The sequence below is a fragment of the Streptomyces sp. NRRL F-5755 genome (genome assembly GCF_001279365.1).
GTDB classification, from domain to species: Bacteria; Actinomycetota; Actinomycetes; order Streptomycetales; family Streptomycetaceae; genus Streptomyces; species Streptomyces rimosus.
Window position 1 is genome coordinate 31455 of sequence record NZ_LGCW01000267.1, and the last position, 22072, is coordinate 53526.

Consider the following 22072-nt stretch of genomic DNA (forward strand, 5'->3'; position numbering starts at 1 on the left):
GGTGACGGACCCTCCTGTGCTGTGGGGACAGTAGTCTCAGTAGCCGGGGGTAACACATGTCGTCGGTTCTCACGAACATCCTGATCGGGCTGATCACTAGCCTCATCAGCGGGACGTCGGTGTGGTTGTGGCAGCGCGCCAAGTCGGCGCGTGTTTGGCGCCGTCAAGCAGCGTTCTTCGGTATCAGCCCAGGTCAGCCCGGCTTGATCATCTTGACTCATCATCACTCCTCGACCTGGGTCACGTCTCACTACGACGTGTACGCGTTGCTTGAGGCAGCAGCCCTCGTGGACCAGGTGCGGGGGGAGATCGCAGTCGAGGCGGCAGCCGAGTTCCGAGGCAGTAACGGAGATCGCACCGAGTTTTGTATTGGCGGGCCCGATGCCAATGAGCGTTCTGCTGGTCATCTCTCGCATCACCTGCCTGGCGTCAGGTTCCTCCCGTTCAGCTCCGGCCCCGACGCCCTTGAAATTTTGATTGGAGACCGTGAGTTCTTGTGGGTGCGCGGCGAGCGCGAGTACGCAGTCGTCGCTAAGTTCACTCTGCCCGGAGCGCGCAGTCCGGTGTTCCTCATCTGTGGCCAGACGGGGAACACGAATTACGCGGCAGTGCACTTTCTCAGGCACCACTATCAGGAGCTGATGAAGACCCTGCCGTCCATCGGTCGGTTCTGCCTGATCATCCGGGTGTCGATGCCGAACGTCTATGGACATGAGCTGGTCGAGCTTGAGTGCGACGTCACGGCCGAAGCGTTCGCCCCGTGAGCCAAGGGGCACCGTGCGCCTGCTTCACCTGCAACTGGTTGGTGAGGTGACTGCGGTCGGCTCGGCTCGTTGCCAGAGGGTGGAGAACGACACGGAACTCGGCTTCGCGGGCCTCGTGGTGACGGGGCATAGCCGGGAAGTGGCCTGGCAGACGATCAAGGACCGTTCCGCCAACCCCACGGTGCGGAAGCTGATCGAGCACATGCAGTCGTCCGAGGCCGGGAGGAAGGCTCTGGAGCAGTCTCGCCAGGAGTGGGCTGGCCTGGGGCTTCCGCCTCCATGGGATCCGTTGGCCAACGGATCTTGACCCTCAGGCCGCTGCGACAGCCTCTGTGGCGCGGGGCTTGGCCGCGTTCGGGTGAACGGGCTGTCGGGTGAGTCGGCGGGTCATGAGTGTGATGGCGGCGAGGGTGAGCATCTGCTCGGACTGCTCGGGTCGGGTTTCGTAGTCGCGCACGTTCCGACGTGCGTGCAACCATCATGCCAGTGACCTCTCTACCACCCAGCGCCTCGGTAGTGGCACGAACCCTGCGCCCCCTTGGGCCTGCTCACGGCCTTGATCGTCACGATTCGACGGTGCGCTGGGTTAGGAGTCGCTGATGTCGTCGTGAGGAGAATGCTGGGTGAGCAGGTCGTCGAGGTGGGCCAATGGTGTGGTCCGGGGCCGGGGGAACTGCTCTTGGTGGCCGCTCCAGGTCAGGTGCACCACTACCCAGGGCAGGGAGCGGCCGGTGACATGGAACAGGACATCGTCGCAGGCTTCGCACTGTGCCGCCGCGCGAACGCGGGCACCGTACAGCGGATGATCCGCCGGCAGTTCGCGCTGCAGTTCCCATTCCAGGCCGTGCAGGCCGCCGTCGCGAACCCACCATGGGGCGGGAAGCCGGCCGGGATCGTCTGGGGTGGGCAGCACCGCTCCATGGTGGCGGGTGCCTCGCGGATCCTTCCCCGCAGCCCGCTCCGTGGGCCGGGTAGACTGCAGCTCATGCACCAGCGTTCCTCGCATCACGAAACGGATAAGCGCCTCTAGCGTCGCAGGTCGCGAAGGGTGCTCTCCGCGCGAGCGGAGGTCAGCCTTTACCCCTCAGTGCTCTGAGGCGGTGGTGTGTGTTCGCGGACTCGAATGGGGACTCCGTGTTCGTTTCGGGTGTAGACGCGTCCGCGGTTCTTGGTGACTTTGTGGTGGAGTTCGGCGTACAGGTCGCGGCCGTTCATCTGGGCGAGGGCCGAGGTGCGGAGGGCGATGTCGGCCAGTTCCCCGCCGAGAGTGTCCCGGTTTTCATGCCAGGCGGTGAGCGCGTCGCCGATCTTTTTGGTGAGCAGGCCGAACTCCAGGGGAACGCTGGCTGCCGCGTCGGGAGTGCGATGCCAGCGGGGGGCTTTTCGTTCGATCTCGGTCTGCAGGTCGATGTTGTTCATCTGGGCGAGGGCGGTGGTGTAGAGGGTGATGTCGGCCAGTTCTTCTCCGAAGTCGGGGAGGTTCTTGCGCCAGGCGGTGAAGGCTTCGCCGACTTCACTGATGAGCAAGGCGACCTCCAGCGGTACGTCGGTGGTGTTGAACCCCTTCTCGATCTTGTTTTCCCAGGTGTGTTTCTGTGCGGATCGGATGTCCACGGTTCCTCCGGGGCGCGGTGGGGTGCTGGTGCCGCCGGAGCTTAGCGATGGCCACGGTGCGGGCGCTGGAAGTCGGGCGTCTGTCATCCAGCCGGGCCGGAGGCTCTGGTAGTGGTGTCGATGGTCAGGACGGGCACGTGAGCGGCGAGCATCGCGAAGGCGCGGTGGTAGCCGCAGGTCAGGGCGGTGATCTGGGCAAGGGGGAGGGCGTGGCCGTCTCGGGCCATGAGGCGCGCGTGTATGGCCGGAGGGGTGGCGGTGATGTGGACGAAGAGCCCGTCGCGCTGGGTGACGTGCGCGGCGAGTACGAGGGTTTGCTGCCAGGTCAGCCGTGAGCCGCCGCGGAAGAGCGGGCCGTAGACGAGTTCGCTGAGGAAGCAGCGGTCCAGGATCAGGCGTCCGGGCCGGTCCAGGAGTGTGCGGTAGTGGTGGGTCAGTTCGAGGTGGTCCGGGGTCGGTGGGCAGTGGACGAGCGTGAATCCGTGCTGGTTGGCCAGGCGTCGGGCCAGGGTGCTCTTGCCGGCTCCGTCGCATCCTTCTATGGCGAGGGTGCGGTAGGAGGTGAGGTCCTGTTCGGCGTTCACCGGTGCAGCCACGTTGTGAGGTCGTCGGGGGTGCTGAGGTGGTGCCCGGCCGCGTACTGGACCATCAGGTTGCGCCAGTTCGGTTCGCGGCCGGGGGCGTGGGTGAAGACGGGGCGTGGCAGGTAGGCGCCGATGCGGCGGTCCTGGGCGGCGGCAGCGCCGATGAGGGCGGCGGCGCCGGGCGGTGTCTCGGGCCCGGAGACGTCGGCGATCAGTGTCTCGGCGTGCCGGGCTTCGTTCCAGTCGGTGCGGGCTGCCGCAGCGGTATCAGCGGCCGCGAAGCGCCGGGCCACCTTAAGACCGTATCCAGCGATTCGTACAGTTTCGGCCACCTGCTTCGGCACGGGTGTGTACGGGGAGGGCTCGAAAAAGGCGCTGCCCGCACGGGCAGGTGCCGTGCTAGGGGTTGCCCGTTCCCCGGTACCGGTGGCTGCGTCGAGAAGCGCGTCGACGCTGCGCGCGACGGCTTCGTCCGTCTGGTGGTGATTGTGGGAGGCAAAGGCGGCGAACCGGTCTGCGGTGTCGTCGGCCGGCGGAAGGGTGCCGAGGCGAGGGACGCGCACGACGCGGCGCGTGATCGTTTCGATCAGCGGGTCGGTGAACTCCCACCGGGAGCTGTTCGGGTGGTGCGAGTAGGTCTGGAAGTCGGTGGTCATGACGATGACGGGTACGCCGAGGGCGGCGGCGTAGCCGATTTCCATGCAGACGCCGTCATCCAGGCTGGGCCCGTGCAGGATGGCGATCATGCCGGTGAGGGTGCGCAGGCGCCGACGGTCGAGTTCGAACAGGCGAAGGCCTTTCACGGGTGCTTGCAGGTTTTCCTCGTCGGTGTCGCAGAAGGGCAGAAAGACGGCGTCGGCGCCGGTCTTGGCGGCGAGATGGTGGGCGAGGTGTGCGGCCAGGGCGCGGTCGTGGGCGGCGAAGAGGCGGTGGGCGATGTAGAACACCGGGCGGCTCCCTTCGGGCGAGGCGTCAAGGGCGGTACAGGGCCGGCAGAGGCAGCGGGCGGTTTGCGGTGTGATGCGCGGCCGCGGTGACCGCGGCTTCGAGGGCGGCTGCGGGGGTGGCGCCGACCAGGCGGCGGGCCAGGAAGGTGCCGGTGAGGGTGTCGCCCGCGCCGGTCAGTTCGACAGCCGTCGTGGTAGGTGGGCAGGCTTCCGCGACGGGCCGGGCGTGGTGCAGCAGGCGGGCCGGGCGGGGCCCGTCGGTGACGATGACCGCGTTCAGTGCGGCCGGGTCGACGGTGCGGGCCAGGAGCCGGTATTCGGCGGCGTTGACGAAGATCCAGTCGGCGGCGGGGAGCCAGGGCGCGGCCGCGGCGAGCAGAGGGCGGGCGCTGGGCAGGAAGAAGTCGGCGCTGAAGCGGGCACCGGCGGTGGCCAGGCGGCTGAGGAGAGCCGGCACGTGCAGGGGGCGGCGGCAGCACAGGTGGTAGAAATCGCCGGAATGCCGGGCAAGGTGGCCGAGGGCGTGCGTGGTGAGCTGGTGGGAGACGCCATAGGCCGCGCTGGTGCAGTGCACCGTGCCGTGGGTGTCGTAGTCCATCGCGAAGGCCGCGGAGTTGCCCGTGGCGCGGCGCAGGGCGGACCAGTCCAGACAGGCGAGGTCCGGTTCGCGGGTGAGGGGGGCGAGGTCGTCGCCGATGACGGCGACGGGTGCGGCGCGGGCGGCGGCAAGCGCGATGTGCAGGGCGGCTCCGCCGAGGTAATGGCCGTCGCGCCCGTCGGGGTAGCGGATGTGGTCGCGGGAGATGTTGCCGATGACCGATATGCGCTGCATGGCCGCTCCCGGAAGGCAGAGGTCAGGGACGCAGGTGGATGCAGTCGAGAATTTCGGGGCACAGGGGGCGTTGGGGGCACAGGCGGGGTGAGGGCCTGTTGAGGTAGAGGCGTTTGAAGTAGATGAGCACGAGGTGAGTCCACCAGGTCGGGGCGGCACCAGCGGGGAGGGTGAGGGTGTGCCGGGCGGCCAGGGCGCGGTAAGCCGATGGCCGGGAACGGACGGCGGCTTCGAGATGGTGGCGCATCTGTTCGTGGGCCGCAGGGCCGGGCGGCAGGGGCAGGCCGAGGGCGGGGGCCAGTTTGCTGACCATGCCCGAGTCGACGGAGATGATGCCGCAGTGGTAGCCGCGGGCGTACAGCAGCGCGCACTGGGCGACCTTGTACGAGGCGCCGTGGACCTGCTCGGCAAAGGAACGGATCATCGCGTCGGTGTCGAGGGGGCCGGTGGCCGGGTCGAGGCCATCCTTGGCCCACCTTTGGGTCACTTCGCTCAGGGAGCGCAGGTAAGCGATGCGGGCCCGGGGCAGGCCAAGCGGGGCGACCAGTGTGGCGACTTCGACATCGGTGCTGTCGGCCAGCGCATCGAAGCCGAGAGCCGCAGCGTCGCGGATGACGCGCGCGTAGGTGTCGACCATGCGGTAGGAGATGCGGCTGGACCAGCCGGCCGCGAGCATCCGCACCCGGAAGTCGGTGACGGCGGTCGGCCACCACCGGTTGTCGTCATGGTTGGCCTCGACCTCCCGGCGCACGTCGGCGAGGTCCGCGGCGCGTCCGACGAGCGCCAGGACTCTGTCACCTGAGCTGGTTCTCACAGGGGCTCTCCCATCGCGAGGCGGGCGGCATACAGGGCCATGGCCAGGGTGGAGGAGAAGACCGGCACCCCGAGCTCCTGCTGCAGTTCGGCCAGGACGGGCAGAGTGTGCCAGCCGGTGCACGAGAGCACCACGGCATCGGCGGTGCGCAGCGCCGCAGGGGGGAGATGCTGGACGAGTGTGCGGATCTGGCCTGCTGCCACCGCGGGGAAGCCGTCGGCCAGGCCCAGGCTCGTGTGGGCGGTGGTCTCGATGCCGTAGGCGGCCAGAGCGGCCGCCTCGGCAGCGGTGACCGTGTGCGGGTACGGCGTGGCCAGCACGATGCGCCGGACACCGAGGTGGGTGAGCACACCGGTCAGGGCATCGAAGGCGGTCAGAACAGCCGGCGGCAGGGCAGGCGGCGCAAGGCCGGTCGGGAAGCCGGCCGAGGTGCACGCCAGGAACACAACGTCCAGCGGCACCGGGGACAGCGCATCGAGCCCGCCGGCGACCGCCGACCGCAGCCCGTGCCAGAACGCGGCGTCGACCGCGGTGGTGCGCGAGGCCGGCACCAGACGCGTGTAGTGAAAGACGGTGTGCACCAGGCCCAGGCGCGGCAGTTCGCCTTCCACCGCCACATTCGCCCACGGCAACAGCATCCCGATCCGCACGGTGCGCTCGGCCTGCTCGTCCCACGAAGTGAGCAGTCCGAGCACGTCGTCAGCGCGCGGCCGCACGACGCCGCCCGTAAAGCATGCGGGGAGCGTGGCCAGTGACGATCAGATCCCTGGCCGTACCGACCGGCGTGGCCACATGCTCTTCGACGACCTGGATCGAATACGAGCCCAGGCGCCGCCACCACGTGCCGTTGCGGCCGACGAAATAGGACTGCAGGCCCGGAATCTCCAGCCCGACCGGGTAGACCCGCTCCTTCATCGGCCGGTCCCAGCCGTGGTCGATATCGGCCTTCCAGGAAGCGAAGTGCTCCGCCGAGGGCACCGGCTCGCGCCCGGGCAGGGCGGCCAGCGGGGTGCCCGGGTAGGCCCGCACCTGGCGCACATTGGTGCGGTGACACAGATACCCCGCCTCCAGGATCCGGCCGAGCCAGGTGAGGTTGGCGATATGCGTGCCATGACTCTCACCGGGCAGCCCGTAGATCAGGTTCAGGCCCGGCAGCAGTTTTGGCAGACCGCCCGGGCCCCGCACGGCCCCCGCCTCGTTGACATGCGCTACCGCCCGCAACAGGACCTCAGGCGTACAGGTGAGACGGTTCTCCTCGATCACACGCCGGTCAAAGGACTCGATGCCCATCGGCGCACAGTTGCCCTCCGTGCACCACTCCGCGACCAGACGGGCGATACGAGCACCGACGGGCGAAGCCACCGCCAGCGGATCGGCGTTGTCGATGTGCAGCACCACCGACTGCGGACACCGCTCCCAGAACCCCGACAGCAACGCCCTGATCGCCTCCTCGTCACGGTTGCGGTAGGAGAAGAAACAGGTCTGCTGCCCCAGACGGAAGTGCCGCACCCCGGCGGCATACAGCTGCTGCGCCTCCTCCAGGACGTCCTCCACACTGCGGAAGGCAACCACCGGGGCCTTGCCCGGCTCATTGCAGAAATCGCAGAACACCCGACGGGTACAGCCCCGGTAGAGCTCCAGCTCGGCAATCGGCCGCCAGCACATCTGCTCGACCAACCCAGCGAAGGAATCTCGCTCGGCACGCAGCCGGCCGTAGTCGGCCGGCACACGGCTGCCGACCACCAGGTCACCGGAGGTCACGCTGTGCGTGTGCACCGCATCGAACAAGCCCGCGAACTCGTGCGGGCTGATGCGCGCGTAGGTCGCCAGCGGTCCCAGCAGGTACCGGCGCCCACGCACACAGGCCAGCACCCGGCAGATCTCCTCCAAGCTCCCGTTGACGGCGTGCAGGTGCACCGACGGCACCTTGTCCCCGGCGACGACGACCACCACCTCAGCATCGTGCAGCAGCGCAATGGCCCGCTCACGGTTCACGGTCGCCGAATAGGTACGCGCATCGCTCACCGGAGGCTCGGCCTCCGGCTTCCCGCCCGCAAGGCACCAGCGCACATCATCGATCGTCAGATAGCGCACTTGCGCACCCGGACGGGCCCGCCGCAGAGCCGACCAGGCCGCCCGCACATACGTCGACACAAAGGGCGGCACACCCAGACCACTCGGCTCCACGGTGTAACAGTCCAACAGCACACAAACGTCAGCCATGCCCAAACCCACCCCTTCACCACAGACAAAAAGAGACTCAACCGGGACACCGCCGAGCCCATCCGCTGCCGGGGGCGCCCAGCACCCGAGCCGCCTCAGGAGAACGCAGCATGCGGCGGACCGGACCCTGGCACTTGTCCCAGCACCAGGTGCTGAGGCAGCTGCGCACCTTGTAGCAGCGCCTTGACCTCATCGCTACAGCCGAGCTCCCGCGCAAACGGGAACACTCGTCGATACAGGACACTGCATTCCCCTCCCCCGGAATCCAGCAGGACCAAAAAAGCCGGCAACGCGTGAGGGCCCGAGTCAAGGACGCCCCAAACAGGGCTGAGCCAAGTGAACCCTCGAATCGGCGAACAAGACCCCCGTGCGACCGGACTTTCGCCCCGGAGCCGGTGCTTCCCGCGCTCATCGGCTTTACGGTCGCGCGTAGTGATCTCCGCGCGAGAAGACGGACCAGCAGCCCGGCAGTGCAGGCGGGCGATGGTGCTCTCCGTGCAGGCGGAGGTGAGCCGACACGGAAGAGTGACGTACGCCGTCTCTATACCGGCATTCCCCTCAGTGGAGATTCCTCATCGTGGCATCCCCCAGGGACAACCTGGCCGGCGCTCGGGCGGGGCGGCATGTCGTAGACGGTCCCGTGGTGGGCGGCGGTGACGGCGGCCAGGCCGGGCAGCTCGGCGGCGATCTGCGCCCGCAGCAGGGCGGTCTCCTCGACGTCGGCGGCAGCCCGTAGCGCATTCACCTCCGGGCGGGCCAGGAGGCGATCCGCGTCCGTGCTCTGCCCGGCACGACCGTACCGGACGGGACGGTAGATGCCGACGGCGCGGGCCCGGGCAGCGCCAGCTCCATACGCCGCGGCACGAGCCGCGGACGCCGGTGCCACGGCCGCTGAGGAACGAGCGGCGAGCCAGGCACGGCTGCGCTGAGTCAGCAGGTACTCGACCGTACGGCGGCGGGCTTCCTTACCGGCCTCCTGGGCGGCCTGCCGGGCCGCTTCGGCACTGGGGTGGAGGTGGCGGCGCCGCAACTGTGCGGCGTAGGCGCTGCGGGCCTCGGCCTCGGCTTGGGGGCTACTGTCGCCGAGCATCAGCAGGGCGGTCGCCCGGTACTCATCGACGACGGACTGCGCGGTCAGCCGGGCCTGAAGGGCAACCACCTCGTCGGTTCCGCCGGCGGAGGCGAGGCGGGCGCAGGCGTCCTGGATACGGGAACGAGCCTCCTGCTCGGCCATGTCGGCCAACACCGCGGGCATCCCGGGGTCGTCGGGATCACCGCAGCCCGCGGCCGCCAGCGCGACGGCCTGCGTGACCAGGGTCTCGGTCTCCTCATCGGCCCAGCACACCCCGCACAGCCCGGCGGAGGCCGGCTCACCGCACCGGCTGCAGGGCGTCACGGACCGCCGCGTCGCCGCTGCCTCGCGCCGGGCCGCGGCGACGTGCTTGCGTTCCACCGCCGCCAGCTCGCAGTCATCGCACCGGACGGTGTCGGCGGGCCTGGCCCTCACCGTGCCCTGGCAGCCATGGCGGGAGCACGGCAGCGTCGTCAGACCGCCGGGCGTATAGGGCAGGCAGACGGTCAGCGCCCACGACAGACCGTCACGGCGAAACGCGTAGGGCCGGTCCGCGTCACCGGTGGCCAGCGGCTTCAGAAGCTGTCCCGCTTCCTGCGCTGATCGTCACAGGGCGTGATCGGCGGATGGTCCGCTCGCCAGCGTGGTTGGGCTGCCGACGAGTGCACCGGGCTGGTTCCGGGGCCAGGGGCGTCTCGCTGGGGAGGACGTTCATCCCTCAACCAGCGAAGTGGGCGCACCGGAGACATGGTGTGCGAAGCACGCTGCTAGCGGTTGACCGGGGCGCCGCACGCCCTGGTCCTTCCGCATACTGCGGGTCACGCATAGGGGCAGTTCGCTGCGGGGGCGGTGTGGTGCTGGCGTTAGAAAAGCGTTAGGTCCGCAGGGCAAGGTGAAGACCGTCCGCTGTGGCCCTGGCGTTGTCCGCCTCGGTCCCAGGGGCCGGCTCAGGCTGCCGTATCTACTCAGGCGGCCTGTCACTGATGGGCAGAGCAGCGCCGGTGTGCGTCACACGCCGCTGGCTGCTTCCTCGCCGTCACTTTGCTGCCGGGCCTCGCTGGGAGGCTCCGCGCTGAAGCGTTATGGGAGAACTTCGATGCATCCGATTCCTGCAGTACGCCGCACCGGCCGGCGGCTCGGTGTGCTGCTCCTCGCGCTGGTCGCTGTGTGCGGCCTGCTGTACGGCAACGCCGCGCAGCCGGCGCACGCGGAGAGCAGCCAGCGGTGGACCATCATCACCTGGCACGCGGAGAACCTCACGGCTGGCGAAGATGAACCGGCGCGGCGACGCCTAGGGAACGAGTACCGACAGATGGTGGCCCAACTCCGCGAAGCCGCGGGGCACCCCATGGACGGCTCCGGTAACAGCTCTACGCTGCTGGACACGCCGCGGCAGCGGACCAACCGGATCATCGAGGTCCAGGTGTGGACCGAAACCGGTATGCACCTGGCGCTCTACTTCAGCCGCGACAACCTCTACCTCCTCGGCTACACCAACCGCGGTAGGCACTGGCGCTTCTCCGACACTGACCACACGCTGGAAGCGGAATACCACAACCGCTATCCGGACGACCATAACTGGCTCTTCCAGAGCTTGGGCTACGACGGGAACTACAACACCATCGACCCGCACGGTGATCGCGGCCGCCTGCCGTATGACCGCATCACGATGGACGTGCATCTGAGCAATATCGCCAACACCAGGGACCGCCGTACCGACGAGGTGCGGTTGCCTCTGGCCTACATCATCGGCGCCACCGCCGAGGCTGCCCGCTTCGGCTGGATGCAGGAGCGCGTCGCCGCCGTCCTCGACCACGGGTCCGACCCGACCGATCCGACCCATCCGATGCATATCGGGGCCTTCGGTCTGGGGCTGCAGAATGCGTGGTCAGACCTGTCCCGCCTGGCGCACTATGACCTGGGGGGCTTCCCCCCGCCCACCGTGCGCATCGACGACCGCAACTACACCAACGTGAACCAGATCAACTACGGGACTCCGAACCTCCCGCGGATTGCTCCCTTCCTCGCGCTCTTTAAGAGCGGCCGCTGACCTTCGGGTGCCGCACCACTGTCCCGGTTCGGCCCAGAAAGGCACGCGGAGCAAGACCATGGCCCCGGCCTTCCTTCCGCACTGCCGGTTCCCGGCGCGTGCGGGAGGCGGCCGGGACCGGACCAGCTCCCGTACCGGCCGGCGGCCAGCTTGGACCCCCGGCGCCGCCGTTGCCATCGCCCGCGAAGCTGTGCCGAGCAGGCATGTCGCCTCGAACGCTTCGGCATCCTTCGGCCCAGTCCGGTTGTCCGCCCGGGCATCGGCGACGGCGGCCGAACCGTCGGAGCGGCGTACGAGATAGTCCGGGGCATGCCACATCAAGGGCACAGCAGGCCCGGCGGCGAACCGGTCGGAGGACCAGGTACTGAGCCGGGCGATCTTCCGGATCACGGTGCGGCGGGGGCGAGGCGGACGGTCCAGGGGTGCAGCCGGATGCGCAGGGGCGGGACAGGCGGAGGTGGCGGGGGCTGGGGTTCGCGCCAGTCGGCGACGGGTTTGGTGAGCCGGCGGGTCATCAGGGTCATAACGGTCCAGGCCAGGTGTGCTTCGGAGTGCCGGGGCAGTTTTTCGTAGTCGCGGCAGTTGCGGCGGGACTGCATGAGCCAGGAAATGGAACGCTCCACCACCCATCTTTTTGGCAGCAGGACAAAGCCCTTGGTCTTGGGCCGGTTGACGGTTTTGAGGGTGAGGTGCAGGCGCTCTTTTGCCCAGGTGACCAGTTCGCCGCCGTAGGCGGAGTCGGCCCAGACGAGGGTGATCTCGGGGTGGGCCAGGCGGAGGCGGACGAGGAAGTCGCGGGCGTCGTGGACGCTGGCCGGGGTGACCATCATCATCACCGGCAGTCCTCTGGTGTCCACGGCCAGGTGGCGCTTGCGTCCCGTCGCCTTCTTCCCCGGGTCGTAGCCGGTGGTCGAGCGGGGGACGGCGGCATCGACCTTGACGGTCTGGGAGTCGACCACCACCGTCACCGAGCGCGGGTTCTTGCCTTCGCGCAGCCGCACCTGCTCGTGCAGGACGGCACAGATCCGGGCGGTGACGCCGGTGGCGTGCCACTTGCTGAACCAGCGGAACACGGTCCGCCACGGAGGAAAATCCGCGGGGACCGCGCGCCACTGGCAGCCCGTGCGGTTCACATACCGTACGGCGTCGACGACGTCGCGCCGGTCATAGACCTCGGGGCGCCCGCCCGTGGGCAGGTTCGCCGCCGCCGGCGGCGGCAGCAGCGGGCAGATCAGCGCCCACTCGGCATCGCTCATGTCGGAGGGATAGCAGCGTTCGCGCATGTCACACCCGTCTCTAGCGTTCCATGCGGGTCAGGACCTCGAAGGTAGCCTTGGCCCCGCCGAGCTGCTCCAGGGCGAGGCGCACCCACTCATCCGAGGGCTGGCGGCGGGCGTGCGGGGCAAGGACCTGCTCGATCACGTTGGCGATCCGGTGCAGCTGGGCGGAAGATCGCCCGCTCGCACGCGATCCAGACGTCCGGGTCCTCCGAGAGCTGGAAGCCGCCGGCCGCCCGAGAGTACGTCACCGGCGGCAGCCCCTCCTTGACCGCGACCTTGCGCAGGAACCTGATCCCCGCCCACACCTGGCACGGCGTCCGTCCCGTCGAATAGCACAGCTGGGCCAGACTCGCCTCTGCCGGCCGCCCCTCCCTCAGTGCCTTGCGCACCGCCTCGCCATGGACGTGCGCGGGATGGCCCCGCACGGCTACTCGCCCCGCAGCAGCACCGCGAGTGCCTCGTCGAGGTCCGTCCGCCCCGTCGAGACGGCCGTTTCTATCCAGTCGGTGGTCGCGCGCAGCTTCAAGTCCGGTTCCCGCAACTGCACGGTTCCATCTATGTCTCCGCTGGTGGCGAGGGTGCGTCCGTCCGGGCTGACGGCCACGGTGTTCACCGCACCTTTGTGGCCGGTGAGCCGGTGCCGCAGGGGTACGCGGGCAGCAGCAAAGAGGCTTTCGGCAGCCTCTTTGGTAGGGGCGGTGCGGTAGGCGCGGACCGCCAGCAGGCAGGCCAGGTCGGGGTTTCGGCTCAGCAGGTTGGTGGACTGTGCGGCCAGTTGTCGGGACAGGGCGACCTGCTGCTCGGCCACGGTTCGATGCCGTTCGTTCTCGCTGGTGCGGTACTGGTCAAAAGCGATCAGTCCTGCCGCCAGGACCAGGACCAGCAGGACGGACACGGCAGTGGCGAACCGGCGCAGGCGCTGTGTGGTCCGCACGGCCGCGAGCCGTTCCCGCTCGCGCTCAGCGATGCTGCAGGTGAGGAAGCTTCGCTCCAAAGCCGTCAGGTCCTCCGCGGATGCGGCGAAGGTGTCTTCCGCTGTTGCCAGGCGGGCCCCGCGGTACAGGGCTCCCGCGTCCCGGTTGAGCGCGTCTCATGTGGCGGCGGCCTCCGTCAGCCGGCGATGCACGCGAAGACGCTCGCGGTCCTCCTCGACCCACTGCCGCAGCCGAGGCCATGCGGTGATCAGCGCCTCGTGGGCCAGATCGATGCTGTCGCCGGCCGACGTGAGCAGCCGCGCGTGGATGAAGCGGTCCAGGACGTACGCGGCGCCGGTCCGCTCGCCGGTCTCCAGTTCGTCGTGGCCGATGGGGCGACGCGTATCAGGTGTAGTGCCTCCTCCCGGCGAGATCAAGCGCAGCAAGATACGGCGCGCCGCGGTGGCCTGGGGGCCGGTGAACTGGATGTAGAGGGTTTCGGCGCTCTGGGCGATGGCGCCGTGCAGGCCGCCGGCCGCCTCGTAGGCCTCAAAGGTCAGAGTGCGGCCGTGGCGGCGGCGCCAGGTTTCCAGCAGGACGTGGGACAGCAGCGGCAGGGCGCCGGGTTCGCCGGTGACTTCGTCGATGAGGCGGGTGGTAGGGCGCATTCGACGACCAGCCCGGCGGCCATGGCGGGTTTGATGATCGCTTCGCGCAGCTCGGCCGGTGTCATCGCGGTGACGGGCAGGCTCGCCTCACGGACCACGGCCGCCAGGTCTTGGTGTTCCAGGCAGCGGGCGTAGAAGTCGGCCCGCACGCCCAGAACCACCCGTAGCCGGTTGCCTGGGACCCGGGCAGCCAGCAGCCGCTCCAGGAACTCGGTGCGCTCCTCCGGGTCGGTGCACAGTGTGAACAGCTCTTCGAACTGGTCGATGACCAGCCAGGTCACCCCGGCCGCGCCGGCCGGAACGAAGCGTTGTTCATGCTCCTGCAGCGGGCGTGCCCCAGGGGTGAAGATGCGGATCGCCGCCGGACGCAGGGCCGGGTCGTCGGCGGTCTGCAGGCGCGGGATGAGGCCAGCGCGCAGGAGAGAGGACTTGCCGCTGCCGGACGGCCCGAAGACCACGGTGACACGGTGGGCGGCTACGAGGTCCAGGAGGTTTTCGGTGAGTTGGGTGCGGCCGAAAAACAGATCGTGATCACCGGGCTCGAAGCGGGCCAGGCCCCGGTAGGGGCCATCGGTAATGTCGTCGTCGGGCGGCTGGGCAGCCTGGGCCCCAGCGACCTGATGCCAGCGCCGCTCCCAGACCGCTACGTCACCACCGCAGGCAGCGACATAGGCCAGCGTGACCTCCAGTGAGGGCAGCCGCTCGCCTGCGGCGGCCTCCGAAAGGGTGTTGGCCGCATACCGGCTGCGCGCAGCCATGGCCCGGTAGGTAGGGCCACCGGCCTCCTGGCGCAGAGCGCGCAGGGCGTGCGCGAAAGCCTGCACTGGCCCGGCCGCGGGGTCCAGCGGGCGCTCCTTGCGTCCGGCCCGCCTGTCCTGACGCCCCATCCCAGCCCTCCTCGGCTGCGCCCGCCGCTCCCCGTCAACGTACGCATCCCTTTTCTGTCCGGACAAGAGTCCGGAACCACCTGCCGCATTGGTTGCCAACCGCGTCACCAGAGCGGGTGGCAATTGATCGGGGCAGCGAAAGGCGGCTGCGGATCAATTGCCGGGCCGCTGAAGTCGATGTCAGCGGCGCCACCGGGGCGGACAGCTCCCCGCGGCGCCGGCCACCGCCAGGGCGTACGACGCGAACAGGCCCCACGGCGGGTTCCCATCGGATGGCACGCCAATAGGAGCACCGGATGAGCGCTAACGACCGAGGCCCTCCCTGCCTGTGAGCAGTGCCGGGAGCCACGATGTCGGCACCAGCCAGGGCGAGGACAGCCCGGCCCTCGCGCCTTCCGCTTCTGGGCAGACACGGAGCTGGCACGTGGCAGCCGCCAGCGCCATGGTCTCCGCCGCCCTCTGGCTGCTGAGCACCGTCGAAGGCCCGCCGGGCTCCAGCCGCACTCTGATCAACGCCTGCTACGGCTTCGCCGGGCCCTGGCGCAGTGGCCTTCCGTACACCCCGCACCGTACGAAACGGCCGGGCACTCCACGGGGGTGAGTACTCGGCCCTGACGGAGCCTTCTGACGCCAGCAGAAAGAAGTCTCAGCCGAACCCGTCTGTGTTTCTTGGCACCCAGCGCATCAGGTAGGCGCGGGTGAGCTCAATGAATGAAAACTCCGCGCCCTGGAGAGGAAGGGAAAGCCGTGAGGCCTTCGATCATGACCAGGCAGAAGAGACTGCGCGCCGCGGTGTGCGCTGCGGCCGGACTGCTGGCTGTTGCCGGCTTCAGTGCTCCGGCCAGCGCAGAAAACAGCCACAGTGGCACGAGCCATCAGGCGGCGTTTGAGGTCGGCGGCCACATTGCGGCGCCGCAGATCCCAGTACGCCTCATCCAGCTTCAGGCGGTTGGCCGCGTTCGGCGAGCGCTCCTCGGCCAGCCACGCGTACAGGGTGCGGGTCATGACGTTGATGCCCGCGCGCTCCATCGCCGCGTAGCCGGCCTCGGAGGCCGTGAGGTAGCGCAGACGGGCGGCGATGTCCCGCTCCGAGTGCGGCGAGGACTGCAAGCCCGTCACCATGCGCTCGATGCCGTAGCCGAGGGCGTCGCCGCCGCCCATGCCCTGGGCGTTGTAGCGGCCGAAGTCCATCCACCGGCCGGCCATCAGCGAGTCCCGTCAGGGGTGGTGACGGTGTAGGTGACGGGTGCGCCGTCGCGGTCGGTCTTGACCTTCATCTCCCCCAGGCCCCGGCCCTCGGGGAAGACGGGGCGCCAGTCGCCGGCGACATGCAGCTCGTCGGTGCCCATCACGCTGATGACGGTCAGGCCGGCCTGGTGGGCCTTGTAGGCGCGGTTCCACAGGTTCGCGAACGCCTGGGAGCGCACCAGGTGCATCCAGTCCGGCCTCATGATCTCGCGGTTGTGAACGGACTCGCCCAGGGTGGAGACGAACTTGGTGCCGACTCGCACGAAAGTGTCCTGCACCTTTGCAGGTGGGTGCAGCTCCTCTGGAGGGACGGATCGAAGCAACGTCGGCAGTACCTGCGTTGTGTTCGTGGGCCTCAGATGCACCAGGACGACCCCATTCAGAACAGTTTCGACGCCGATATCATCTATAGATGCCCCTGCGCCAGTACGCCTACTTTGCCTTGTTCAGCGAACGCATCTCCGCCCAGGAGATGACCTCGGAGTTGGGCATCGTCCCCGACGAGATGTCCCTTCGGGGCAGCCGCCGATCCGCTGAGCCAGCGGTGATTCCGGTTAACCACTCCTGGAAGATTGTCAGCCGGGAGCCAGATCTTTGCGTCGACGAGCAGATCAGCCGCATTCTCGACCGGCTCCACCCGCACACAAACCGTCTGGCCGAAGTCGCCAGCCGTGTGACTGCCGACGGCGGCGGGGCAGTGCTGCAGGTCGTGCGCTACTTCAACGATTCCGACCAGGACCAACTGGACACTTCGCGTGTGCCCCATCTCTATGGCTGGCATCTGAACCGCGACGTCTTGGACTTCCTCACCACCGTCGGAGCCGAACTCGATGTCGATGAGTACGATATGGCCCCCGACGAGGACGCCAGCTGAGCGGCATACCCCATCCTTTTCAAAGAGGAGGGTGGCGTCAGGCGGTGAGAGCGTATCTGTCCTGGCCGTCGGCTGGGTAGAGACGTCGATGTTCGCTGGCGACGTGATATTTCCAGTAGTCCCCGAAACTGCCGTTCGTGATCAGTGCGCGGAGTCGAAGGACGGCTTCGGCACCGGTGAGTCCCCAGCGGGCTCCGGTGATGTCGAGGCGGTCGCTGATCAAGTGACGGCAGGTGCCCTCGACGGCGCCGGTGGCGATCGGCCACCCCTTGGCGAAGGCGATGTCGTAGCGGAGCTGGTCGAGGTGACCGGTCAGATAGCGGCAGCAGACCTCGACCGCTTCCTTCCTGCCGGCCTCTTGGCCGATCCGGTCGGCCTGGGCCGTCATCTCCCGAACAGCGCGGGTGGCTTGACCTGCGAGGACCGTGGTCAGCTGGGTGGCGACCCACGCATCGGCCTCGGCGGTGCCGGGCTTGTGGAAGGCGTGCGCCGCGGTCCACACGTACTCACTGACATGCACGAAGTCGAGAAGTACGTGGACCGTGACGTCCCGGCGGGCGGCCTCGGCATGGATCAGATCGAGCTGATGGCGGGCGCCGTCGACCGGCACGATCCAAGAGCGCCGGTGATGCGGATCGCGGGCCTCGGCCTGGTCGAAGGCGTCCGCGACGACCTGCTCGGGAGGACGGACGAGGGAGGCGGTGCACCACTTCCGCTCGGCCTTCGGCCCCGGACGCGGGGCACGGGTGGTGCTGCGGCCGCCGGGCAGATGGATCACATCGTGCGGGCGCCTGGGTGCCGGGACGGCGTCGAAAACGCAGGCCACGGTGGCCATCCGCTTCCGGTTGGGCTTTCTCACCCGGTGCGAGCCGACTGCGGTGGACGCCCGGGGCGGAGGCGAGGCGGGCACGCTGGGTGGCGGGCCGCAGGGCTTCGGGCCTCATCACCACTCCCTTTCCGTCGACCTCAAGGACCAGCAGCACGTCTCGGCTGGAGGGAACGGGGATCACCTGACGGTAGAAGGCGTTGATGTCGCCGGAGGCGGCGGCCACGAGCTGTTCGAGCCTCCGTTTGCCCAGCACTCCCCCGCAGCGTCGCTCGATCGCCTGCTGAGCCTGGTCGAACGAGCCTCGCACCGCCTCCAGGGCCGCGAGCCGCCGCAGCCCCATCGAATGCCGACCCGCGGGTAGCGCCAGGGCTACGTCGGCCGGGTGGACGTTGGTGGCACCGGGCCCCCGGTGGGCTACCCGCTCCACCCGTACCAGGCCGAACAGGCAGGCCAGCCATCGTGCGTGACCCGTCTCCCGCCACGGGCGAAAGTGCCCGTCCGTGCCGATCACCGGCGGGTGAGTTCCGGTCCGCACCGCGTCCCGTTCCCTGCGGGCCCGCAGGTCCAGATGATCCTGGAAGAGCTGCCGCAACAGCTCCCGCCCCGCTTCCTCCAGGTGTTCTTCCATCTGAGCGTGGGTCCACGAACGGGCCACGTCGCCAGACAGGGTGTGTATCAGCGACTCGAAGGCACTGACTGAGCGGGCAAACAGGTCAGCACTCATATGTGAGGCATATGGTTCCATCCCAGGGCTCTTCTCGTGCTGGGTCGATTCGGTTGGCACCTTCGACTTTAGGGAGAAGAGCCCTGCTTTTACTCGGAGTCGGCCGAGGAATTCGCCCGAAGGCGGGCCGGAGTGAACAGCCCGGGCTCGGCCTCGTCCAGCCACCCCCGCTCGACCAGCCGCTTCAGCTTCGAGCGTGTCGTCTCGATTTTCCCCACCTGCACGGGCAGCCCGATCCGCGGAACGACCTGCTTGGCCCGCACCGGCCCCGGCGCATCCGCGACGACCTCCAGGATGTCCTGGTAGACCCGCGGCAGCACATCAACCCCCATGCCCGGCTGCCACTTCGGCACGGTCAGCACCCCCATCACCCGGCGTTCCGCCCCCGCGTACGGCGACGACGCCTCCTCACCCTCCGCCCCATCAGTCTGCAGCTCTTCCTCCGGAGCCACCGTGATGTCCGCCGACATCTCGGCCATCACCTCGGCCACCGTCTCCCGGGCGATCCTCAATCGCTCCAGCCCCTCCCGGGCCTCTCCCAACTGCCCTGTCAGATCGGCCAATTCCGCCTCAAGCTCTTCCACCTGTCCCCGGGCAGCCGCCTCCCGGGCCTCCAACTCCTCGAACAACGAGCCCATCCGGCACCCCTCCTCCACCGTCACGGTAGAGACCACAGGCCCTCAGCACACCCCGCTCAGCGTTCTCCCAGCTCAAACGCTTCACTTCAAAGGATCCGCACCCTTTGCAGTTCGTGTTCCCGGTGCCTCGCACCCGCTGCGCCACACAGCCCGACGTAAGCGCATGCCAGAGCCCCTGTTATCAGGACACCGGCGTGAGAGGCCAACGGACGCTGAGCCGCGAGTCGGCAGCAGGAGCTGGGCGGTCAGGGTGCGCAGGGTGGTCGTGGTGCCGCCGCTGGCGGAGCTGACCAGGACGTGCGGCGAGTCGGCATCCAGGTCGACGCAGACCGGCTTCCCGTCAGCGCCGAGACCGATCAGGACCTGGGAGGCGGGCAGCCCCGGCTGGGTAGACGAGCACGCGGAAGCTCTTTGCTCGACACCCACCCGTCTACCAGGAGCTTTTCCACGTAATCACCCCAACAGCTTCCCAAACAAGCAGGTTGGAAAGCGCTCAGTGCCTGCGTCGCCCGAGTGGCCGATTGGCTGAAAAACGGTGAATACCTTCTGTTCGGACTCGGTAGTCGGTAGGGGATCTTTACTCGCCGCCCACTGGCAGGAGGGGAACATATGGGTTTCAAGCATCGGGCCGCTGGCCGGGGGTGCGCCGCCCGCACGGTCGTTGTGGTGGCAGCGGCCGTGGCGTTGATGAGTTCTGCGCTGACTGGTCCTGCTGCGGCGGCGGAGCCCCCGGCCGCTAAGCCGGCACCGGGCGAGTACTGCGGCCCGAAGGAGAGCTTTTACGGGGCGGAGGGCTGGTCCTTCACCGACACTCAGGTGTGCCTAATACCGGCGGGGATGCCGGACGGCAACGTGATGGTGAAGGTGAAGACCGACCGCAACACGTACTACTGGGGCGGCGCCTGGTACAACGCCAGCAAGCGCTGGTCTGCTCGCTGGACGGCCAACGGTACCGTAGCCAGGGGCGACTGGACCGCCGAGTATGCGATGTTCCGCAAGCAGGGCTCGCGCGCGGACAGCAAGGGCACCAACGCAGGGAAGGCCATGCAGAAGTGCGGAACCTACAACGTCACGTTCACCTATGAGCAGGACGGACCCCGCTGGTCCAACCCCGATGAGCCGACAGGCGTGTGGTTGAAGTCAGGCAAGCGCACCTACAAGATCGACGTCCCATGCGCTGAGTAAGCATTTCCAGGGTGGCCACTGACCGGGTGACTGCGGGCAGTGCGTGACAGGCGAGGCCTCCGGGCTGTCGAGCGAGGTGTCTGACGTCTCGGCTCGGTTGCCTGGAGGCCTTTTGGGTTGTCTCCCCTGCCGCACTGAACCTGTCACACGCGCTTGTAGAGCGGGACACGATGCTGATCGTCACCCGCTAGGGGAGCGCCGCTGCAAGCTTCGCCCCTGACAGCGGGTGGTGGTGGCTTTGGTCTACCTGCGCAAGCACAAGTCCCTGGCCGAGGTCACGGCTGATTCCCCGGGGCCCGTGGTGTGTCCGTCGCCGGGTCAGCTCTCGGGGTCGTCCGGGTCGGTGAGCCAGTTGACGACGTCGGCGTCGGTCATCAGGCCCGCCTGCGTCTCGTGGGTGCTGTTGTGCTGGACGACGTGGAAGCGGCCCGAGTGCGGGGTCTGCCTTTTCGGGGCGAGGCCGAGGGCCGCGGCGCCGAGCCGTCCGCGTGCGTGCTGGACTCCCAGACCATCAAGACCTCCGCCAACGTCCACCGCTCCGGCCAGGGCAACAACGTCGGCAAGCGGATCATCGGCCGCAAACGCTACCTCGGCTGCGACACCCTCGGCCTGCTGCTGACCGTCCTGTTCACCGCTGCCAGCGTGTCCGACACCGTGGCCGGCACCACCCTGCTGACGCGCATCGCCGCGGCCCACCCGCGCGTGACCAAGACCTGGGTGGACGCCGGCCACCGCACCCGCGCCATCGACCACGGCGCCCGGCTCGGCATCGACGTCCAGCCCGTCGCCCGCCCGAACGCTCAATGAGAGGCCGCTCGCCGAGCCGCCCCGGGGCCGGTGTGCGGTCGGGGCGCGGCGCCGCCGGGCGCCGTCCGCGACTCTAGGGATTTCCGCGACCGGAGTGGAGTGCGCTGGCAGATCGAGCTTCCGCCCCCCGAAGGGAGTGACTGTGGTGTTGAACAAGGTGAAGACGATCGGCAAGGGCATCCAGGCCGTCGCCACATCCGATCCCGACACCCGCGTTCGACGGCTGTACGAACTCGCCGACCCAGAGAAGCAATTCGCGCACCGGACCACCCGGTACATCAACATCGGCTACTGGAAGGACGGCACCGCCGACCCGGACCGGGCCGGTGAGGACCTGGCCCTCGAACTCGCCGGAATTGCGGGCTTCGAGCCGGCCGACACCGTCCTCGACGTCGGCTTCGGCTACGGCGAGCAGGACTTCGCCTGGCTGCGGGCCAACCGGATTCACAAGGTCCACGGACTGGAGGTGACCCCGCGCCACGTCGCGGGTGCCCGTGCCCAGGCCGAGTCGGAAGGACTGCGGGACCGGGCCGACTTCCGCGTCGGCAGCGCCACCGGGCTTCCCTACCCGGACGGCGTGTTCGACCGCGTCGTCGCCCTCGACTCCGCTCTGCACTTCAACACCCGCAGCGCCTTCTTCACGGAAGCACTGCGGGTCCTGAAGCCCGGCGGCGTCCTGGCCGCCATCGACACCATCCCGTTGAGCGGCGCCACCCCGCGGGCCACCTTCAGGTCCGCGCGCCTGAGCCTGTACCGGTTCAGCGTGCCGGACGCCAACTGGTACGACCGGCACACCTACACCCGGCAGCTCCTCGACGCCGGATTCACCGACCCGGATGTGACCTCGATCCGCGACCGGACGTGGGAGGGCTGGTACCGCTACTGGACCGGCCTGGTCAGCGACCCGGAGGCCCTGGGGAAGCTGCACCCCGAGGCCGCGCGGGAGTTCGTCAAGGAATGGAGCGACCACCGGCGCATCCGGCGGGAGGTCGATCTGCTCGACTCCGTCGCGGTCTTCGCGCGCAAGCCGTAGACCGGGCTCCGGGCTGGCGGAACGGGGGCCGCACACGGCGGAGGGCCGCGCCGTACGGTCGTACGGCGCGGCCCTCCGGGGCGGT

21 protein-coding genes and 4 pseudogenes are annotated in these 22072 nt (G+C 68.8%); 8 read left to right on the forward strand and 17 right to left on the reverse strand.

What is annotated here, in order from left to right:
• Nucleotides 1-56 precede the first annotated feature (56 nt).
• Together ADK86_RS24050 and ADK86_RS24055 are read left to right on the forward strand one after the other, a co-directional pair.
• Nucleotides 57-764, forward strand: a complete 708-nt coding sequence (locus ADK86_RS24050; protein ID WP_053698461.1) for a hypothetical protein — start codon at nt 57-59, stop codon at nt 762-764.
• A gap of 13 nt (nt 765-777) precedes the next feature.
• Nucleotides 778-1071: a hypothetical protein gene (locus ADK86_RS24055; RefSeq protein WP_053698462.1), complete on the forward strand. Its 294-nt coding sequence runs from the start codon at nt 778-780 to the stop codon at nt 1069-1071.
• A 279-nt stretch (nt 1072-1350) separates the two neighbouring features.
• Here the strand turns inward: ADK86_RS24055 and ADK86_RS43260 are convergent, their stop codons facing one another.
• From ADK86_RS43260 to ADK86_RS24100, 9 genes are all read right to left on the reverse strand, one after another.
• Nucleotides 1351-1677, reverse strand: a complete 327-nt coding sequence (locus tag ADK86_RS43260) for a hypothetical protein (RefSeq protein WP_159393932.1) — start codon at nt 1675-1677, stop codon at nt 1351-1353.
• Between the two features lie 164 nt (nt 1678-1841).
• Nucleotides 1842-2378 carry a hypothetical protein gene (locus tag ADK86_RS44690; RefSeq protein ID WP_053698464.1) on the reverse strand — a complete coding sequence of 179 codons (537 nt, stop codon included), beginning with the start codon at nt 2376-2378 and terminating at the stop codon, nt 1842-1844.
• Nucleotides 2379-2461: 83 nt separating this feature from the next.
• Complete coding sequence (locus ADK86_RS24070; RefSeq protein ID WP_234345998.1) at nt 2462-2974, reverse strand: hypothetical protein; 513 nt, start codon at nt 2972-2974, stop codon at nt 2462-2464.
• Nucleotides 2959-3909, reverse strand: coding sequence for a nucleoside 2-deoxyribosyltransferase (locus tag ADK86_RS24075; protein ID WP_053698466.1), 951 nt, complete (start codon nt 3907-3909; stop codon nt 2959-2961). The genes ADK86_RS24070 and ADK86_RS24075 overlap by 16 nt, the downstream gene beginning before the upstream one ends.
• Nucleotides 3910-3934: 25 nt before the next feature.
• A complete protein-coding gene (locus ADK86_RS24080) occupies nt 3935-4741 on the reverse strand; it encodes a PfkB family carbohydrate kinase (RefSeq protein ID WP_053698467.1) in 807 nt (268 codons plus the stop codon).
• Nucleotides 4742-4763: 22 nt separating this feature from the next.
• A complete protein-coding gene (locus ADK86_RS24085) occupies nt 4764-5555 on the reverse strand; it encodes a hypothetical protein (RefSeq protein ID WP_053698468.1) in 792 nt (263 codons plus the stop codon).
• Complete coding sequence (locus ADK86_RS24090) at nt 5552-6271, reverse strand: hypothetical protein (protein ID WP_053698469.1); 720 nt, start codon at nt 6269-6271, stop codon at nt 5552-5554. The genes ADK86_RS24085 and ADK86_RS24090 overlap by 4 nt, the downstream gene beginning before the upstream one ends.
• Nucleotides 6255-7649, reverse strand: coding sequence for a radical SAM protein (locus tag ADK86_RS24095; RefSeq protein ID WP_234345999.1), 1395 nt, complete (start codon nt 7647-7649; stop codon nt 6255-6257). The genes ADK86_RS24090 and ADK86_RS24095 overlap by 17 nt, the downstream gene beginning before the upstream one ends.
• A 670-nt stretch (nt 7650-8319) precedes the next feature.
• Entirely contained in the window at nt 8320-9231 is a 912-nt protein-coding gene (locus ADK86_RS24100) for a hypothetical protein (RefSeq protein WP_159393933.1), read from the reverse strand.
• A gap of 715 nt (nt 9232-9946) precedes the next feature.
• On the opposite strand from ADK86_RS24100, the gene ADK86_RS24105 reads away from it, so the two are divergent.
• A complete protein-coding gene (locus ADK86_RS24105) occupies nt 9947-10900 on the forward strand; it encodes a ribosome-inactivating family protein (RefSeq protein WP_053698472.1) in 954 nt (317 codons plus the stop codon).
• A 388-nt stretch (nt 10901-11288) separates the two neighbouring features.
• Here the strand turns inward: ADK86_RS24105 and ADK86_RS24110 are convergent.
• The 4 genes and pseudogenes from ADK86_RS24110 to ADK86_RS44705 all read right to left on the reverse strand — a co-directional run.
• Nucleotides 11289-12183, reverse strand: a pseudogene (locus tag ADK86_RS24110) (IS5 family transposase); the annotation flags it as partial.
• Between the two features lie 13 nt (nt 12184-12196).
• A complete protein-coding gene (locus tag ADK86_RS45255; protein WP_267888807.1) occupies nt 12197-12322 on the reverse strand; it encodes a hypothetical protein in 126 nt (41 codons plus the stop codon).
• Nucleotides 12323-12607: 285 nt separating this feature from the next.
• Nucleotides 12608-13174: a WD40 repeat domain-containing protein gene (locus ADK86_RS44695; protein WP_053698473.1), complete on the reverse strand. Its 567-nt coding sequence runs from the start codon at nt 13172-13174 to the stop codon at nt 12608-12610.
• A 96-nt stretch (nt 13175-13270) separates the two neighbouring features.
• Nucleotides 13271-14649, reverse strand: a pseudogene (locus tag ADK86_RS44705) (hypothetical protein).
• Nucleotides 14650-15073: 424 nt separating this feature from the next.
• Between ADK86_RS44705 and ADK86_RS43265 the strand changes: the two are divergent.
• Complete coding sequence (locus ADK86_RS43265) at nt 15074-15250, forward strand: hypothetical protein (protein WP_159393935.1); 177 nt, start codon at nt 15074-15076, stop codon at nt 15248-15250.
• 83 nt (nt 15251-15333) lie between these two features.
• Here the strand turns inward: ADK86_RS43265 and ADK86_RS44710 are convergent, their stop codons facing one another.
• Nucleotides 15334-15855, reverse strand: a complete 522-nt coding sequence (locus tag ADK86_RS44710; RefSeq protein ID WP_234346000.1) for a hypothetical protein — start codon at nt 15853-15855, stop codon at nt 15334-15336.
• Nucleotides 15855-16148: pseudogene (locus ADK86_RS24135) on the reverse strand (DNA-binding protein); the annotation flags it as partial. The gene ADK86_RS44710 and the pseudogene ADK86_RS24135, both read right to left, overlap by 1 nt.
• Before the next feature lie 161 nt (nt 16149-16309).
• Here ADK86_RS24135 and ADK86_RS24140 point away from each other — a divergent pair.
• On the forward strand, nt 16310-16771 hold the full coding sequence (locus ADK86_RS24140) for a DUF4279 domain-containing protein (RefSeq protein ID WP_053698476.1): 462 nt from the start codon (nt 16310-16312) through the stop codon (nt 16769-16771).
• 37 nt (nt 16772-16808) lie between these two features.
• Here ADK86_RS24140 and ADK86_RS24145 read toward each other — a convergent pair.
• Nucleotides 16809-18345 (reverse strand): annotated as a pseudogene (locus tag ADK86_RS24145) (ISKra4 family transposase).
• A 68-nt stretch (nt 18346-18413) separates the two neighbouring features.
• The gene (locus tag ADK86_RS24150) at nt 18414-18986 is read right to left on the reverse strand and encodes a hypothetical protein (protein WP_234346001.1); all 573 of its coding nucleotides are present in this window, start codon (nt 18984-18986) and stop codon (nt 18414-18416) included.
• 585 nt (nt 18987-19571) lie between these two features.
• On the opposite strand from ADK86_RS24150, the gene ADK86_RS43270 reads away from it, so the two are divergent.
• From ADK86_RS43270 to ADK86_RS24165, 3 genes are all read left to right on the forward strand, one after another.
• A complete protein-coding gene (locus tag ADK86_RS43270) occupies nt 19572-20147 on the forward strand; it encodes a hypothetical protein (protein WP_159393936.1) in 576 nt (191 codons plus the stop codon).
• A 393-nt stretch (nt 20148-20540) separates the two neighbouring features.
• Nucleotides 20541-20954, forward strand: a complete 414-nt coding sequence (locus ADK86_RS24160; RefSeq protein WP_234346002.1) for a transposase — start codon at nt 20541-20543, stop codon at nt 20952-20954.
• A 142-nt stretch (nt 20955-21096) separates the two neighbouring features.
• Complete coding sequence (locus ADK86_RS24165; protein WP_234346003.1) at nt 21097-21987, forward strand: class I SAM-dependent methyltransferase; 891 nt, start codon at nt 21097-21099, stop codon at nt 21985-21987.
• The last annotated feature ends 85 nt before the right edge of the window (nt 21988-22072 follow it).

Excerpts from the sequence above, each read along its gene's own strand:
- ADK86_RS24050 (WP_053698461.1), top strand. The coding sequence starts at position 57 with ATGTCGTCGGTTCTCACGAACATCCTGATCGGGCTGATCACTAGCCTC.
- ADK86_RS24080 (WP_053698467.1), bottom strand. The coding sequence starts at position 4,741 with ATGCAGCGCATATCGGTCATCGGCAACATCTCCCGCGACCACATCCGC.
- ADK86_RS24105 (WP_053698472.1), top strand. The coding sequence starts at position 9,947 with ATGCATCCGATTCCTGCAGTACGCCGCACCGGCCGGCGGCTCGGTGTG.
- ADK86_RS44710 (WP_234346000.1), bottom strand. The coding sequence starts at position 15,855 with ATGGCCGGCCGGTGGATGGACTTCGGCCGCTACAACGCCCAGGGCATG.
- ADK86_RS24140 (WP_053698476.1), top strand. The coding sequence starts at position 16,310 with ATGCCCCTGCGCCAGTACGCCTACTTTGCCTTGTTCAGCGAACGCATC.
- ADK86_RS43270 (WP_159393936.1), top strand. The coding sequence starts at position 19,572 with ATGGGTTTCAAGCATCGGGCCGCTGGCCGGGGGTGCGCCGCCCGCACG.